This window comes from Mucilaginibacter gossypii (assembly GCF_900100945.1).
GTDB lineage: Bacteria > Bacteroidota > Bacteroidia > Sphingobacteriales > Sphingobacteriaceae > Mucilaginibacter > Mucilaginibacter gossypii.
This window is the reverse complement of record NZ_FNCG01000010.1, coordinates 180,977-195,480: the sequence shown is the minus strand read 5'-3', so window position 1 is coordinate 195,480 and position 14,504 is coordinate 180,977. Positions and strand designations below refer to the sequence as shown.

Below are 14,504 nucleotides of genomic sequence, written 5' to 3'. Positions count from 1 at the left end.
TTAGTATTGGTTAAAAGGAAAGATTTAAACCGGCCAGGAACAATTTAGTAAGTGGCCTGTCAAATGAACCGCCGCCTTCAGGATCATAATCTTTTATCTTTGAGAAGGTCGCAAAGTTTTTGGCGCTCACATAGATCCTCAAATTAGATAAGTGAATGGGTTTAGTTACACTTGCAGGAAAGGTAAACCCAAGCGTTGCGTTCTTTATTTTAACATACGAACCATCTTTGTAGCCCAAGGTTGAAGCAAATGGCTCGGATGCCTTTGTGATATTGGCACTTGGCCTTGGGTAGGCGTTTGTGGGGTTTTCCGGCGTCCAATAGTCTACATTGGCGCCATTTTCAATTCCATTAGGCTCATACTTCAACGCGTATTGAGATACGAACATCTGCCCGATACGTCCAAATACCTGCACATTTAAATCGAAGCCCTTATATTTAAAATCGTTGCTAAAGCCAAAGCTATACCTTGGGACAGCTGAGCCAAGTATTTTACGGTCAAATGTTGTGGTAAACTTTCCGTCATTATCTAAATCAGCAACCTTAATATCACCTGGCTTGTACCCATAAGTTGCAGCCTGGGCGGCTTCAGATGTTTGCCAGATCCCTGTTTTTTGATAATCGTAAAAAGATACAACCGGGTAGCCTATAAACCAGCCATTGGCAAGGTCGTTTACACCATTTGGTAAATACGTGATGCGTTCCTTGTTGCGTGTATAGGTGATATTGGATGTCCAAGTAAAGCTTTCTGACTGGATATTAATGGTTTTCAGTGCAATCTCAATACCTGTATTACGACTTTCGCCAACATTGGCCAATGTTCTTAGCGCTCCTGTTGAGGCAGGTAATTGCTGTGGCAATAACAAATCCCTTGTGTGCGAATCATAATAATCTATAGTGCCCGAAACCCTGTCTTTATAAATTCCGAAATCTATACCAGCGTTTAAGGTTCCTGTTAACTCCCACTTTAATTGAGGGTTTCCGATATTGGGGTCAAGACCATATGCTAATGCGGTGATATCGTTCCATGAAAATGGAATAAGCACTGCCTTGCTTTGGGTTTGGTATGCGCTTACAGCAGCATTGCCGGCAACCCCATAGCTTAAACGTAATTTCAACTCAGAAAACACGTTTTGGGTTTTCATAAATCCCTCATCAACCAGACGCCAGGCCGCGGCCGCCGAAGGGAAGAATGCCCACTTATTTCCCGACGACAATACAGATGAACCATCAGCACGCCCAGTCAGGGTTAGTAAATACCTGTCTTTAAATGCATAATTTAAACGTAATGCTCCTGAAGTTAAATGTTGCCCAACGTAATTACTCGATATTTTTAAGTTAGACGGATTGTTTTGCAGCGCGTAGAAGGATTGATCGGGTATTAGTTGTCCGGTGCCTTGTGCCGCGGATTGGTCCATAACATTTGATTGATAACTGGTAACACCCGTTACAACTACGCTATGCCTTGCTATTGTTTTTTGCCAGGTAATAATATTTTCCCAAAGCAAATTAGTCTCATTTGAATTGGTTACTGATGATAATGACCCTGAAGATAAGGCCCGGTTTATAGTATTGGCACTTTCAAAATGGCCGTTTCGTGAATCAGCCAGCGTAACACCTAAATTTGACCGTATGGTTAAGCCATTTATTGGCTTCCATTCTGCATAGGCGGTTGAGAGCAAATGGGTAATCTTGTTCTTATTTACAAACTGGGATGCGTCGTCATCAAAAAGAGGATTGGCCTGGTTACCGTTACCTGGAAATTTAGCTATACTACCATCTGCATTATACGGATTAAAATAGGGAATAATTTTATTGGCTACGGATAATACCCCATCGTTTCGAAGGTTTTGATCATAATAAGCAAGCTGACTTTGCAGCCCCACCTTAAAAGCCTTAAATAACTGGTGATCTATATTTAACCGCAGGGTATACCTGTTTGAGTAATCATTAGCATATAACCCTTTTTCCTTAAAATAATCAAAAGAAAAGTAAGCTTTTGTTTTTTCACTACCACCGGAAACGCTGGCGTTGTAATCCTGTTGGGAGCCTTTATGCAGTAAAAACCCCGGCCAGTAATATGACAGGCCGCTTTGAACCGCAGCCAGATCGCCTGCACTGGTAAAGACTTTCGGATCGTCGGCAGGAGAATTCCATGTTCCTATAGTTCTGAAGCTTTCACGTTTCAGGTTTGCATATTGCGGCCCTGTCATGGGTACTGGATAGCCTGCAACATCCGAAATTCCATAATATGAACCCGCAGCTACTTTCGGTTGCCCGCTGTTGCCTCTTTTTGTTGTAATTATAATTACACCGTTTGCTCCGCGCGAACCATAAATAGCGGTTGATGAAGCATCCTTTAAAAACTCCATTGATGCAATGTCGTTTTGATTGATATCTTCATAATTGCTGTACTGAATCCCGTCGACTATATAAAGCGGGCCGTTACCTGCAGATAGAGACCGGTTACCACGAACAGTTACGCTTACATTTGCACCTGCGGCACCGCTTGTACGCACGATATCTACACCCGAAACCTTTCCCTGAAGCGCTTCCATAGGATTTGATGCCGCAACTTTGGTGATCTCATCACCCTTAACAGAAACAACCGAACCGGTAAGATCCCTCTTTTTTACCGCACCATAACCCACAATAATCACCTCTTCGAGCGATTTGCTCAAAGGAACTAAAGCCACCTTTAAAAAGGTTTTGCCATTAACACTCTGTTCTAACGGTCTGAATCCTAAAAAAGTAAATACCAATACGGTATTGGCATTGGGAACAGTAATGGTAAAATCGCCTGAAACATTAGTTGCTACACCGATATCAGTGTCTTTTATCCTTACCGATACACCAGGCAGGGGTTCACCTTTTTCGTCGGTTACTTTGCCATTTATAGGTATTGTTTCGATTTGCCCGTTGTTGTTGCTCGAAGCAGGCCCTCCGGTTGCGGTATTAAACAAAATAATATTGTTGTCTATCTGGCTATACCCAATTCCCCGGTTGGCAAAGAGCTCGTCCAGGATATCCTTTACCGATTTGTCGAGGGAAGAAACGGTAACGCGGGTGTTTGGTGACAGGACATTGTCTTTGTAAGCAAACCGCAAATTGGTTTGCTTTTCAATTTTTTTGATCACCGATTTTATCGTTTCGTTACCCACTTCCAGCCTGACATTGATCTTATCAAGCGATTGCCCCTTGCTTGAGGAAGCTAAGAGCAATTGACCGGAGACCAGTAATACCAGCAGGATCATAAAACTGAATCGCATAACTTTTCGGAATGTGTTTAAAAATTGGCGTGCAGAGGCACCGGATAATGTGCACCATTGCTTAAACGCAAGAGTTTTTTTCATAACTTGCATTGGTTTTAATCGGTTAATAATAATTGGTTAAGTACTTGCCCTGTCGCCGAATGATGTGAGAAGTCGTAAGCAACGGGGCTTTTTTTATCTGGAAGGTTTAAAGTATCAATGTTTCATAGGTTTTTTATTTAAGAGGTAAAAAATTGGTTATTATTCACAGCCGGAACCAGATAGTGTAACATCACCCTCCTTACTCCATTTATAGCTCAAATTATTCAGGTGCGATAATACTTTGACAACCTGTTCCAACCCCGTAGTATTTAAGAAGGTGGCGCTAAAACGGCAGCTCCCTATCTTTTCATTATCAAGAATAACTTTTACACCATATCTTTCTGTTAAAATGGCCACGGCTTCTTTCAATGTCATATGATCCATCACCAAATCGGTCTCTTTCCAAAGTACCGTTGTTTTGGCATTCAATATATCTATGGAAGATTGATTATTGATTTCGTTATAACTTATCTGATGATTGGGCAATACAATGCCTAAAGTTTTTTTAGGGGTGGATACTTTAACTTTTCCACGGGTTACCGTTACCTGGATCAAACTGCCTTCCGATTTAATATTAAATGCCGTACCTAACACGCGGGTTGTAATTTGCCCTGTATGCACAAGGAAAGGGTGAAGCGGATCATGCCTTACATCGAAATAGGCTTCGCCGGTTAAATATACTTCGCGGGTTTTCCCGTTGAATTTTGCCGGGTAATCTAAATGACTGTTCTTATTTAATGTCACTACGCTTCCGTCGGCCAGCCTGATCTCGTGCACATGGCGGACGGGGTTTGATGGTGTTATCCGGGCCTGCATGGGCATTGGTTTAGGCCTTGTGTGTAAAAAGTACAGGCCTGCGCATATTAACAATGCAACGGTAGCGGCAACCGAACGGATAATTGTTTTGGAGCTTCTTTTTTGAAATGAGTAAACGTTTTTTTCCTTTTTTACAATCTCAAGCAACTTATTGTATAAAACTTCCTGATGAACGACTTCTGCGTCAGCATCAGGTTTCATTTCAGTGTCGGCCCATAGTTTCTCCAATAAACCTTCAATTTCTGACAGATTCTCCTCTTTGGCCATCAGTTCAAAAAGTTCGTTAAACTCTTCTGTAGTACACGAGTTGTCCAGGTATTTTTGAAATAAGTATTTTATGCGAAAAACCGAGGCTGTTGACATGCTGCACTTGGCTGGTTAAAACCAATTCATATACATGACGATAAAATGAGAAGAGAGGACTAATCAGATCTGAAAAAAAATAAAAAAAAGCGAGATTGTAAGCAAGATGGATAGTTGACCGTGCTTTATAAACTCGCGCATTTTTTTTAAAGCTGTAACAATGTGATTTTTTACGGTGTTTTTTGACAGGTTTAGCTTATCAGCAATTTGCTCATGCGTAAGCCCTTCTTCCCGGCTTAAATTGAGTATCAATTGTTGCTGCTGAGTAAGCATTTGCAAACAATGAATCACATGCTGGTTATATTCTTTAAAATCGTGATTTGAGGCTGCCGTTGCCTGCTCATACTGCATGTGTTGGTTAAGGAGCTGCTGTATTTTTTTTTCACGGGCGGCCGTACGTAAAAAGTCGAGTGATTTATTTACAGCCATCCGGTGAAGAAAAGCATCAACATTTTCTACTTCACTTAAGATCTCTTTAGCCGACCAGATCTTTACAAAAATATCAAGCACCAATTCTTCTGCAATTTCGCGAGACTTGACAACTTTATAAATATAGGCGAAAAGCCGGGGTTGGTTTTTTTGGAAGAATAACTTAAAAGCAAGCTCATCGCCCGATGACAGACGCTGGTGCAGCGAATTTGATATTTCGTCACCTGTATCGGATGAGCCCAAATTGTTGAACAAGGCAATATTATAATTGGAATCATAAAGTAACAATCTATTATTCAAATAATCAATAAGTAAGTGAATAAATGATTGTTTAGAATACAATTAATAATACGCTCTGTACCGGTCAACCAATACTTAAATGATATATCGTAAATTATTGCTAAATATGTCGATAACGGAATCTTAAGGTCCGCTTCAGACCTGTCCTGACTTCAATACAAGTGCATCTCCTTCAAACCTGATTCCCGGCCAGCCATAGGCCTTAAACTGACGGATATTCTGATGATCTGTACCATCTGGATTTGCAAGGACGGTCCTATAGTGCTCCGCAAATAAATAAAGCGTATCAGGCTCACTTAGATTATTGAGTTGAGCAAAAGCAAAAACCCTGGCGCTGCCCTGGTTCTGTGCTGCTTCGTTATAAATATTGCCATTTTTAAATGCAGTTGGCTGATGCTCGTAATAATTATTAATAAATTCAATGACGTCATTAAATGTAACCGTACCCTCTTTTAGGGCGGTAAGTAAACCAGACAATTGCTCTTTCATTAAGAAAATATTTTCGCGAAAATAAAATTTAAAAACAGTTATTGACGCAGGTGGTTGATTTCAATTGAAATTGAGCCTGATTAACCGTAGTTTATAGCCAGCCCTGACCTTTCAGATAAGCAACAAATTGCGGGTTTTGCACGGAAAGCACGGGTAACCATAATCCTAACTTTTCCCGTTCCCAGTAAGGGCCGCTACCAGGCGTGGGACGGGAAAAACGGTAACGGTAAATAACAGCACGAATATAACGCGGTGGTTTTCCCGGGAAGGGATTTCTGGCAAATAAACCAACTACCCCCGGGTCATTATGCAATAGTTTCCAGGCCAGATGATATGTCCAGGGGTACTGATCGGCTGTGGACATTGCGGCAAACCACATCTGCCAGTCCAGTCTTAATTGGTACGGCGCCACCTGCCGGGGAGACTGGTCAGGTGCTACCGGCAAGCCTTTATAAGGATAAACTTTCCAGTTTGCACTATCGGGATTGAGGTCTCTTGTTCCTTCAAAAACTACATTAAAACGTTCCTGTCCCACGCTGCCGAATGCACCATAGGTATTTACAAGCTCCAGTGGATCAAATGAGGTATTCATAATTTGTTTGGGCGACAGGAGGTTAAACGCGGGTTGGAAGCTTAGCAATCCTACTATACAAGTTACTATCAGTGCGGTGTACTGCATAGGCTGCGAAACTTCAGCTTGCTCTTCGGCCTTCGCAGCTTTGCGTACAAGTACACCCGGCAAAAGCTTAGCCCAAAAACCATCATCAAGGCAAGCCAGCGCAGGCACAATGGTAAGCCAATTCAAAAAAGAAAGGTTCCCGCTCAGGATGATTGCAAATTGAAACAAAATAATAACACTACCAGCGATGTGTCTGAATATCCGCGGGCCAAAAACAAACCAGGGTGCCAATAGTTCGGCCAGCCAATTGAACCAAACACCAAGCCGCAATAACGAATGTGGCAGAAAGTGAAACCAGCGGCTAAACGGTCCCGGTATTGGCTGGGTTTCAAAATAATAATACAATGCAGTTCCATTGCGCCACACAGCATCGCCACGATATTTGATCATTCCAGCACCAAACATGATCCGGAAGATGAGCCAGCGAAACAGGATGATAACCAGCAAAGGCGGCGGACGTTTGGGAAAAGGCCGCATATCCAGCAAAGGGCATAAAAATATAGCAAGAAAGCCCGTTTCTGTAAGTTGGATTTCCCAGCCATAACCATACCAGTCCTGCCCAACATGTACCAATGATAGATACAATACCCACAATACCCCCATTAAAAACGCGTTGGCATAACCGGCCACAACAATCAGGGATAAAATTAAACCTGTCCATGAAACAAGCAGTAATGCCTGATCTGAATGCCAAAACCAAAACACTGAAGGCAGCCGCATAAACCCTGCTCCTTTTGAACCCAGTGCTATACTTACCTGATGCAAATAATGATCAACCGGTAATAAGCCATTTGAGCCGATTAATGGCAGCACCTGGGTTATAGCCACAAGGAACGCCACCGCGTAAACCGCACCCAGCAGGCGAAGAATCACAAAGCGGCTGAGCCAGTATTGGGGTGTTGAGGTATGTTCAAAGCTATATAACATAGTGACATGTATCTTAAAGTTACAGAGATTTGAAGGCTATGGGTAGAAATATTTGATTAACGCAGTATTCGAATCAAAATGAATTTCTTGCTCATACCCTAAGGACTTCAGCCCAATAAGCAGCCACAGCAATTAAATTTATATATTTATTACCCAAAGCTTAATTCCTAAAAAATGGCAAACAATAAAAAAAACTGGTATCAAAGGCATATCGATTCTATGAACTTTGGGCAGCGATTGGCCGACTCTGTAGCGGCCGGCATGGGTTCATGGCGGTTCATCATCATTCAAACCTTAATTGTTGCGTTGTGGATGGCGCTAAACGTAGTGGCCTTTATTGGTCATTGGGACCCCTACCCATACATTTTATTAAACTTGTTGTTTTCAACCCAGGCGGCATACGCAGCCCCGATTATCATGATGGCACAGAACCGCCAAAATGAACGTGACCGCGCCCAGGCCAATGAGGATTTCCGAACCAATGTGGAAGCAAAAAAAGAAATTGAAGAATTACAACTGCGCTTAAACGCCATTGAAGTAGACAAGCTTGACAGGATCCTGGCATTGCTTGAAAAAATGGATAAAGAATAATCCATAATCTCACAAACATGAAACCAACCACCTTTTCAGGATAGTTGGTTTCTTAATCTTTGCCAATCGTTTGTTGAGTGTAAAAGGTGTCCATAAAGCGCTGTTTTGGCAAGGTACCACTCGCTTAGCGCGCAATGATGCCTGGTCGGCAGTAGTTGTTGCGGGTAATCCAGCCCCAAACCTTACTATGTTTAATGCTGTTAAAGGTGACGCTCAAACAGCAGATCAAAAGCCGAATGATCGTCCTCTCTGATTCGTGAAAGCAAAAATAGTATCGGCAATTTCTATCATTTGATATCACAAACCTACATTACTAATGTTAACTAAACTTTAAGAAAATGATCGCTGCATGGTTGTTGCAAAAAAATAACCGTGTAATAAAATATTGAATGATAGTTTGTAGATTTAAAAATTATGAGAAACCAAACTACTATTAAAAAGAACTCAAATAGCAGATTCATCCGCATACAGCTTATCGCGGGATTGCTGCTTTTAATAATTTCGGGAGCCAAAGCTCAACAGGCAAAGGATCCTGCCGTTATCGGCCGATGGGATATAACTATTGATAAAGGTGGCAAAAGCCTTCCGTCCTGGCTGGAAGTTCAAAAATCAGGCACACATACCCTGGTTGGCCGTTTTACCTATGCTTTCGGAAGTGCGCGACCAATATCAGAAGTAAAACCACATGACGGCAAATACAGCTTTTCTATCCCGCTGCAATGGGAAGAGGGAAACCGGAACATGGATTTTGAATTTGAGGTTAAGGGCGAAGAATTAACCGGAACAATGGTATATTCAGATGGGGTTACTTATCATTTTACAGGTGTCAGAGCTCCATCAATGACAAGGGCAAAGGCACCTGTTTGGGGCAAACCTGTTAAACTGTTCAACGGTAAAGACACCAAAGGCTGGCATACTGACGGCAAAAACCAATGGGTAGTAGAATCGGGCATATTGAGAAGCAAGCACTCCGGCGCAAACCTTATTACCGATCAAAAATTCAGCGATTTTAAATTACACATCGAATTTCGCTATCAAAAAGGCAGCAACAGCGGCGTTTACCTGAGAGGGCGCTATGAGGTACAGGTTATCGACACTAAAACCGGTGAGCCTGAACCTATCAATAACCAGTTTAGCGCTATTTACGGTTTCCTGCCGCCTAATAAAATGATGGCAAAAAATGCCGGGGAATGGCAATCATATGATATTACACTGGTAGGGCGTTTAGTTACCATCGTAGCCAATGGCACCATGGTGATATGCCAGCAGGAGATTCCGGGCATTACCGGCGGGGCTATCGACAGTAAAGAAGGCGAACCAGGGCCGCTGCTGATTCAGGGGGATCACGGACCTATCGATTACAGAAACATTATCATTACTCCGGCAAAATAAATTACCGAAGGTATATTATTAAAAAAATCAGCCTGTTTACAATAAGCAAACAGGCTGATTTTTTTTAATTAATTTATTTAAAAACGATTAATCGGCTTGATACATCAGTTCTGCAAAGTTCTCCTTTTCGGCGCCGCAGGTTGGGCATTCATAGTCGCTTAAATTTTCAAAAGGCATTCCGGGTTCTATATTATTAAAGATATCTCCATACAACTCGTCATAAATAGTGAAACAGCTTTTACATTGATGAACCGTTTTTTGATTGGGTGATTTAATTTCAGTATTGGTTTTGCTTACCGGCAATGGTGATAGGTTATTGATTTGTTGTTCATAAAACATATCGCAAAGCGCTGTCAGGTGCCTGCTTAAATCTGCTTTGGCAACACCTTGTTTGTAAATCACAAATTCGCGGGTATTGTGGTTAAAATCGCGGGTATGCACAATTTCAAATTCATCGGGCATCCGCTCGCGGATCATAATTGAGCCATAAATCCCCGATTTAGGCGACCGCTTTATGGCAAAGCTAAGTCCATATGTTCGCAAATCTGCCTCTTCAAATTCGCTTACCAATTGCTGCTTAAGCTCGAGGCAGGGATTGCAAAGGTCTTCAACCTGCCAGTTAAGCTCATTTGAAGCATGCCTGATGTTTACCCGGTATTTATTAAACAGGTTACCCCATAACGGCCTGTGCTTTGCCTCGATATTTTTAATGAGTAAGGATTTCCACGGGCTAAAATACAATTGTCCAACCCTGGTTTGCATACACAGGTTGCAGATTTCTTTCAAAAACTCAATATCAAAAAGCTCGTGGCGCCTGTAAATACCCAGCCAGTATTTATTACCCTGTTTGTTAAAACCTTCATAATAGGGTAGTTGAAATTCGGGAATAATAAGCGGTTGATCAATTTCCTGGATTACAAATTGGTAACCGGCAGTAACTAATTGATAAAGCTTATCGGGATTGATTTCAACCTGATCGTAAAACAGCTTTTTGTTGGCAAATATAACCTGTTGTATTGCTTTGCCAATGGCGGGAATATCATCCGAATAAACCAAAACAGGCCAGCAATACAAGATGTTAGTTTTAGGAAACCTGATATACAAGTACCAGTAATTACTTACCGGCGAAGAAATAAAATTAAGGTTACCTGTAAAAAACGAAGCAAAAGTTTGATTGCTGTCAACCAGGTTTATTTTCAGTTCGGGCTGATAATCAAACAGGTCGAAAATGTCTTTATAAACACCTTCTTTGAGCCAGTTCTCCTGGTTAAAAATACCATCAGCTATGTACGAACTGGTGATGTTGGGATAAGTATCCTGGTTAACTTCATGGTCAATACCGGCACTAAGCATATCAAATTCCAGATCCTCCAACTGTGCTTCTTCAATTTCAAAATACAATTGCTGCCGGTTGCCAAAACGGACCTTTTTAGCACCAGCATTTTGCGCGATGATGAGCATCTCGTAAAAATCACCGGCAGAGGCTACACCGCCGGGCAAATTTATCTTAATTAGTTGCTTATTATCCATTGGTTTAAGCTTTTAATAATTGTTGCTCAAGTACTTCTTCCAAGAGGCGTTTTACTTCGGGCCTACATGATCCGCAGCCAGTTCCGGCTCCGGTTTGGCTGCAAACATCGGCCAGTTGCGTGCAGCCGCCGGCTACTTTATTACGTATATTATCGGCACCCACATTATTACAACTACAAACCAGTTTGCCTAAAACAGGCTCGGCTGTTTTACCGCTGCGAAGCAGTTTAAGGCGCTTATCGCTAAGCTCGGTTTTGTTTGCTATCAGCTCTCTGAATTCCTGAAACTCGCCTTTATCTCCAATTAAAATGGTGCCCACCAACCTGTCCTGGTGAATAATGCATTTTTTATAATAACGCTTTGCCTTATCTATAAACACTATTTCTTCATAGTCTTTTTCATTCGGGCAATCAGATAAACCGATACTGCACAAATCAAAGCCATGAATTTTGATGATATTCATAAACAGGCTGCCCTTGTAATAACTGGCTATGTCGCCGTTCATATAGCCTGCAACTACAGCAGCTTGTTGTTCCGCAGCAGCGGTTATACCATATAATGTGCCGTTAAACTCTGCTATTTCGCCAATGGCGTATATGCTCGGATCGCTGGTAAGCAAACGTTCGTTTACAATTACGCCGCGCTTAATTTCAAGGCCGCAATCTTTTGCTATTTCAAGATTTGGCGTAGTACCAATGGCAAGAATCATGGCATCGCAATCTATTTTCCGTCCGCTTTTTAAGCCGATGCCGGTAAGCTTACTACGCCCATAAAACAACTGCACTTCATCATCATAGAAAATGTCGCAACCTTGATCAACCATTTCTTCGTGCAAGAGCCTGCTGCCCAACTCATCCAACTGGCGGTTTAAAAATCTTGATGTACGTTGAATAATGGTGATAGTAATCCCTATTTCACGCAAGGAAGCCGCCATCTCCAATCCCAATAAACCACCTCCGACTATTACTACGTGACCATTTTTGGGAACATGCTTTTTAAAGTTATCAGCATCATTGCGGCTACGCATACTGAAGATCCCTGTCAACGATGGAACGTTTTTAGGAATTGCCGCCCGGCTGCCGGTAGCCAGCAGCAATACATCGTAATAAGTTTTTACACCCCGGCTATCCAGCACATATTTGTTAACACGGTCTATTTTCTCGACACTTACGCCACGTAATAACCTTATTTTAAGTTCGGGTTCTTCCTCATCCGTCATTTTTACCAGTTGCTCCCAGCGTTGCTCGCCGCTGATATAATCTGGCAGCATAACGCGGTTGTAAAAAGGATGATCTTCTTTGCTAAAAATGATGATCTCATCATCTTTGTTCAACTCCCGGTATGACCGCACGAAGCCGTGCGCACCGGCACCGGCGCCAACAACCACAATTCTTTGAAAAGGCTTTTTATACTTTTGAATCTTTACTGCGCAATACTTAAAATCCGGCTCTTTTGATATCGGATCAAGTGCGTCATTAGTAACATTGTTAATGCGGTGGAGATCATTGTTTAGTATCTTGCCCCAATGCATCGGCACAAAAACAACACCCTGTTTTATCTGTTCGGTAATCCGGGCTTTTACCCGCACTTCACCCCTCCGGGATGTGATAATAGTAACATCGCCTTCCCTGATCTCCAAAGCTTCAGCATCAACAGGATTGATTTCGATAAATGACTCTTTAATATGCTGATTAAGCTTATTCACCTTACCGGTTTTGCTCATGGTATGCCATTGATCGCGGATACGGCCGGTAGTGAGAATAAAAGGATAGTCGCCGTCAGGAACCTCGCTGGTATGCGCATCCGGTACCGCGCTTATCTTAGCGTTACGTGTTTCGGTATAAAATTGCTTGTCGGTAAACAAGCGAGGTGTCCCTGGTATCGCATTACGTTTTTTATAAGGCCATTGTATTGATCGTTGTTGTATGATGGTTTCGTGCGTGAGCCCGCTGATATCAATATTGGTTTTCCCTGTTAGTTTAGCATGCTCGGTATAAATTTCTGCGGCATTTTTGAAGTCGAAGCCTTTATACCCCATTTTTTGAGCAAAACGGCAAATGATCTCGCTATCCGGCATAGCCTCGCCTGGGGGGTCAAGTACTTTACTCAAATAACTGATCCGCCTTTCAGAATTGGTCATAGTACCCTCCTTTTCGGCCCAGGCTGCTGCGGGGAGGATCACATCGGCATAAGCCAATGTTTCGGGCTTATTACTAATCTCCTGAACCACTACAAACTTTGCTTTTTTCAAAGCCTCTTCGGCAAGGCGTACGTTTGGCAAGCTGGTTAAGGGGTTGGTACACATGATCCAGATGGCTTTAAGGCGGCCATCATTTAATGCCTCAAACATCTCCGTTGCGGTAAGACCAGGTTTTGCGGCTATCTCTATACCTCCCCAAAACTTCTGCACCTCCGCCCTGTCTGCCGGGTTAGTTAAAATACGATGCGCCGGTAAAAGATTAGCAAGCCCTCCCACTTCGCGCCCGCCCATAGCATTTGGTTGCCCCGTTAGCGATAATGGGCCAGATCCCGGCTTACCAATATGGCCCGTTATCAAATTAAGATTCAGGAGGCTTAAATTTTTATTTACCCCAACAGCGCTTTGATTTAGCCCCATTGTCCACATCGTTATAAAACCTTTTGCATCGCCTATATAACTGGCAGCAAGCCGGATGTCGTTTTCAGTTACACCGCAAATTGCAGATGATTCAGCAAGGGTACGTTCAAATACCAATTTGCTGTACTGCTCAAAACCATCAGCATGATTGTTTACAAAATCAATATCGATATCCCCATTCTCTATCAATACCCTGCCAATAGCGTGGTTAAGGGTGATATCGGTACCCGGGTTTAACTGCAGGTGCAGATCGGCATTGCTGCAGGTATCCGTAACCCGGGGGTCAACAACAATGATTTTCACATCGGGATTTGCGGCTTTATGCGCTTCAACCCTTCGCCATAAAATAGGATGGCACCAGGCTGGGTTAGCTCCGGTAACATAAAAGCAATCGGCCAGTTCAATATCGTCATAACAAACAGGTACAGTATCCTCGCCTAAAGCAATTTTATACGCGGCAACCGCGCTGCTCATACACAAACGCGAATTAGTATCTATATTATTACTGCCAATAAAACCTTTAATTAACTTATTGACAACATAATATTCTTCAGTAAGGCACTGGCCTGAGGCATAAAATGCAACCGAATCCGGCCCGTATTTATCAATGAACGTTTTAAAAATGGCTGCTGTGCGCTCCAATGCGTCGTCCCAGCTTACCCTTTGCAGGGGCATGCTTTTGTTATAACGCATTTGAGGGTACAGCAGCCTGTCGGTTTTATCATTAGCTGTGTAATGCAGGTTAAGCCCTTTACTGCACAACATGCCTTTATTTACAGGATAGTCCTTATCACCCTCAAGCGTTATACTGCCATTTTTTTCTTTATTAATTACCACGCCGCATCCTACTCCGCAGTAGCAGCAAGTACTTTTAAATGTATTTTGAGGGCGTTTGTTCAACATTTCTTTTAAGCTAAAAGCTTTTCTTTAAGCCGAAAGCTTAAGGCTTAAAGCCTAAAGCTTTCATATGATTTCTTTTCTATTTATTCAGCCTTCTGCTTTTCGCTTTCGGCCTTTTG

At 42.4% G+C, this 14,504-nt stretch carries 9 protein-coding genes; 2 read left to right on the top strand and 7 right to left on the bottom strand.

Features of this window, described 5'->3' with window-relative positions; all coding sequences use genetic code 11:
- Positions 1–10: 10 nt before the first annotated feature.
- From BLS28_RS18585 to BLS28_RS18565, 5 genes are all read right to left on the bottom strand, one after another.
- Positions 11–3,268, bottom strand: a complete 3,258-nt coding sequence (locus tag BLS28_RS18585; protein WP_256337481.1) for a SusC/RagA family TonB-linked outer membrane protein — start codon at positions 3,266–3,268, stop codon at positions 11–13.
- Between the two features lie 243 nt (positions 3,269–3,511).
- Positions 3,512–4,531, bottom strand: coding sequence for a FecR family protein (locus BLS28_RS18580; protein ID WP_091170854.1), 1,020 nt, complete (start codon positions 4,529–4,531; stop codon positions 3,512–3,514).
- A 63-nt stretch (positions 4,532–4,594) separates the two neighbouring features.
- A complete protein-coding gene (locus BLS28_RS18575) occupies positions 4,595–5,260 on the bottom strand; it encodes an RNA polymerase sigma factor (RefSeq protein WP_189549285.1) in 666 nt (221 codons plus the stop codon).
- A 135-nt stretch (positions 5,261–5,395) separates the two neighbouring features.
- A complete protein-coding gene (locus BLS28_RS18570) occupies positions 5,396–5,749 on the bottom strand; it encodes a HopJ type III effector protein (protein ID WP_091170845.1) in 354 nt (117 codons plus the stop codon).
- Positions 5,750–5,840: 91 nt separating this feature from the next.
- Complete coding sequence (locus BLS28_RS18565; protein WP_091170843.1) at positions 5,841–7,355, bottom strand: lipase maturation factor family protein; 1,515 nt, start codon at positions 7,353–7,355, stop codon at positions 5,841–5,843.
- Between the two features lie 174 nt (positions 7,356–7,529).
- On the opposite strand from BLS28_RS18565, the gene BLS28_RS18560 reads away from it, so the two are divergent.
- Together BLS28_RS18560 and BLS28_RS18550 are read left to right on the top strand one after the other, a co-directional pair.
- Positions 7,530–7,946 carry a DUF1003 domain-containing protein gene (locus BLS28_RS18560; RefSeq protein ID WP_091170840.1) on the top strand — a complete coding sequence of 139 codons (417 nt, stop codon included), beginning with the start codon at positions 7,530–7,532 and terminating at the stop codon, positions 7,944–7,946.
- A gap of 414 nt (positions 7,947–8,360) precedes the next feature.
- Positions 8,361–9,338, top strand: coding sequence for a 3-keto-disaccharide hydrolase (locus tag BLS28_RS18550; protein ID WP_091170833.1), 978 nt, complete (start codon positions 8,361–8,363; stop codon positions 9,336–9,338).
- Positions 9,339–9,425: 87 nt separating this feature from the next.
- Here BLS28_RS18550 and BLS28_RS18545 read toward each other — a convergent pair whose 3' ends face one another.
- Both BLS28_RS18545 and BLS28_RS18540 read right to left on the bottom strand, forming a co-directional pair.
- Positions 9,426–10,868, bottom strand: coding sequence for a rubredoxin (locus tag BLS28_RS18545; protein WP_256337480.1), 1,443 nt, complete (start codon positions 10,866–10,868; stop codon positions 9,426–9,428).
- A gap of 4 nt (positions 10,869–10,872) precedes the next feature.
- On the bottom strand, positions 10,873–14,388 hold the full coding sequence (locus BLS28_RS18540) for a nitrate reductase (protein ID WP_091170830.1): 3,516 nt from the start codon (positions 14,386–14,388) through the stop codon (positions 10,873–10,875).
- Positions 14,389–14,504: the final 116 nt, after the last annotated feature.

Excerpts from the sequence above, each read along its gene's own strand:
- BLS28_RS18560 (WP_091170840.1), top strand. The coding sequence starts at position 7,530 with ATGGCAAACAATAAAAAAAACTGGTATCAAAGGCATATCGATTCTATG.
- BLS28_RS18550 (WP_091170833.1), top strand. The coding sequence starts at position 8,361 with ATGAGAAACCAAACTACTATTAAAAAGAACTCAAATAGCAGATTCATC.
- BLS28_RS18565 (WP_091170843.1), bottom strand. The coding sequence starts at position 7,355 with ATGTTATATAGCTTTGAACATACCTCAACACCCCAATACTGGCTCAGC.
- BLS28_RS18570 (WP_091170845.1), bottom strand. The coding sequence starts at position 5,749 with ATGAAAGAGCAATTGTCTGGTTTACTTACCGCCCTAAAAGAGGGTACG.
- BLS28_RS18585 (WP_256337481.1), bottom strand. The coding sequence starts at position 3,268 with ATGCGATTCAGTTTTATGATCCTGCTGGTATTACTGGTCTCCGGTCAA.
- BLS28_RS18545 (WP_256337480.1), bottom strand. The coding sequence starts at position 10,868 with ATGGATAATAAGCAACTAATTAAGATAAATTTGCCCGGCGGTGTAGCC.
- BLS28_RS18580 (WP_091170854.1), bottom strand. The coding sequence starts at position 4,531 with ATGTCAACAGCCTCGGTTTTTCGCATAAAATACTTATTTCAAAAATAC.
- BLS28_RS18540 (WP_091170830.1), bottom strand. The coding sequence starts at position 14,388 with ATGTTGAACAAACGCCCTCAAAATACATTTAAAAGTACTTGCTGCTAC.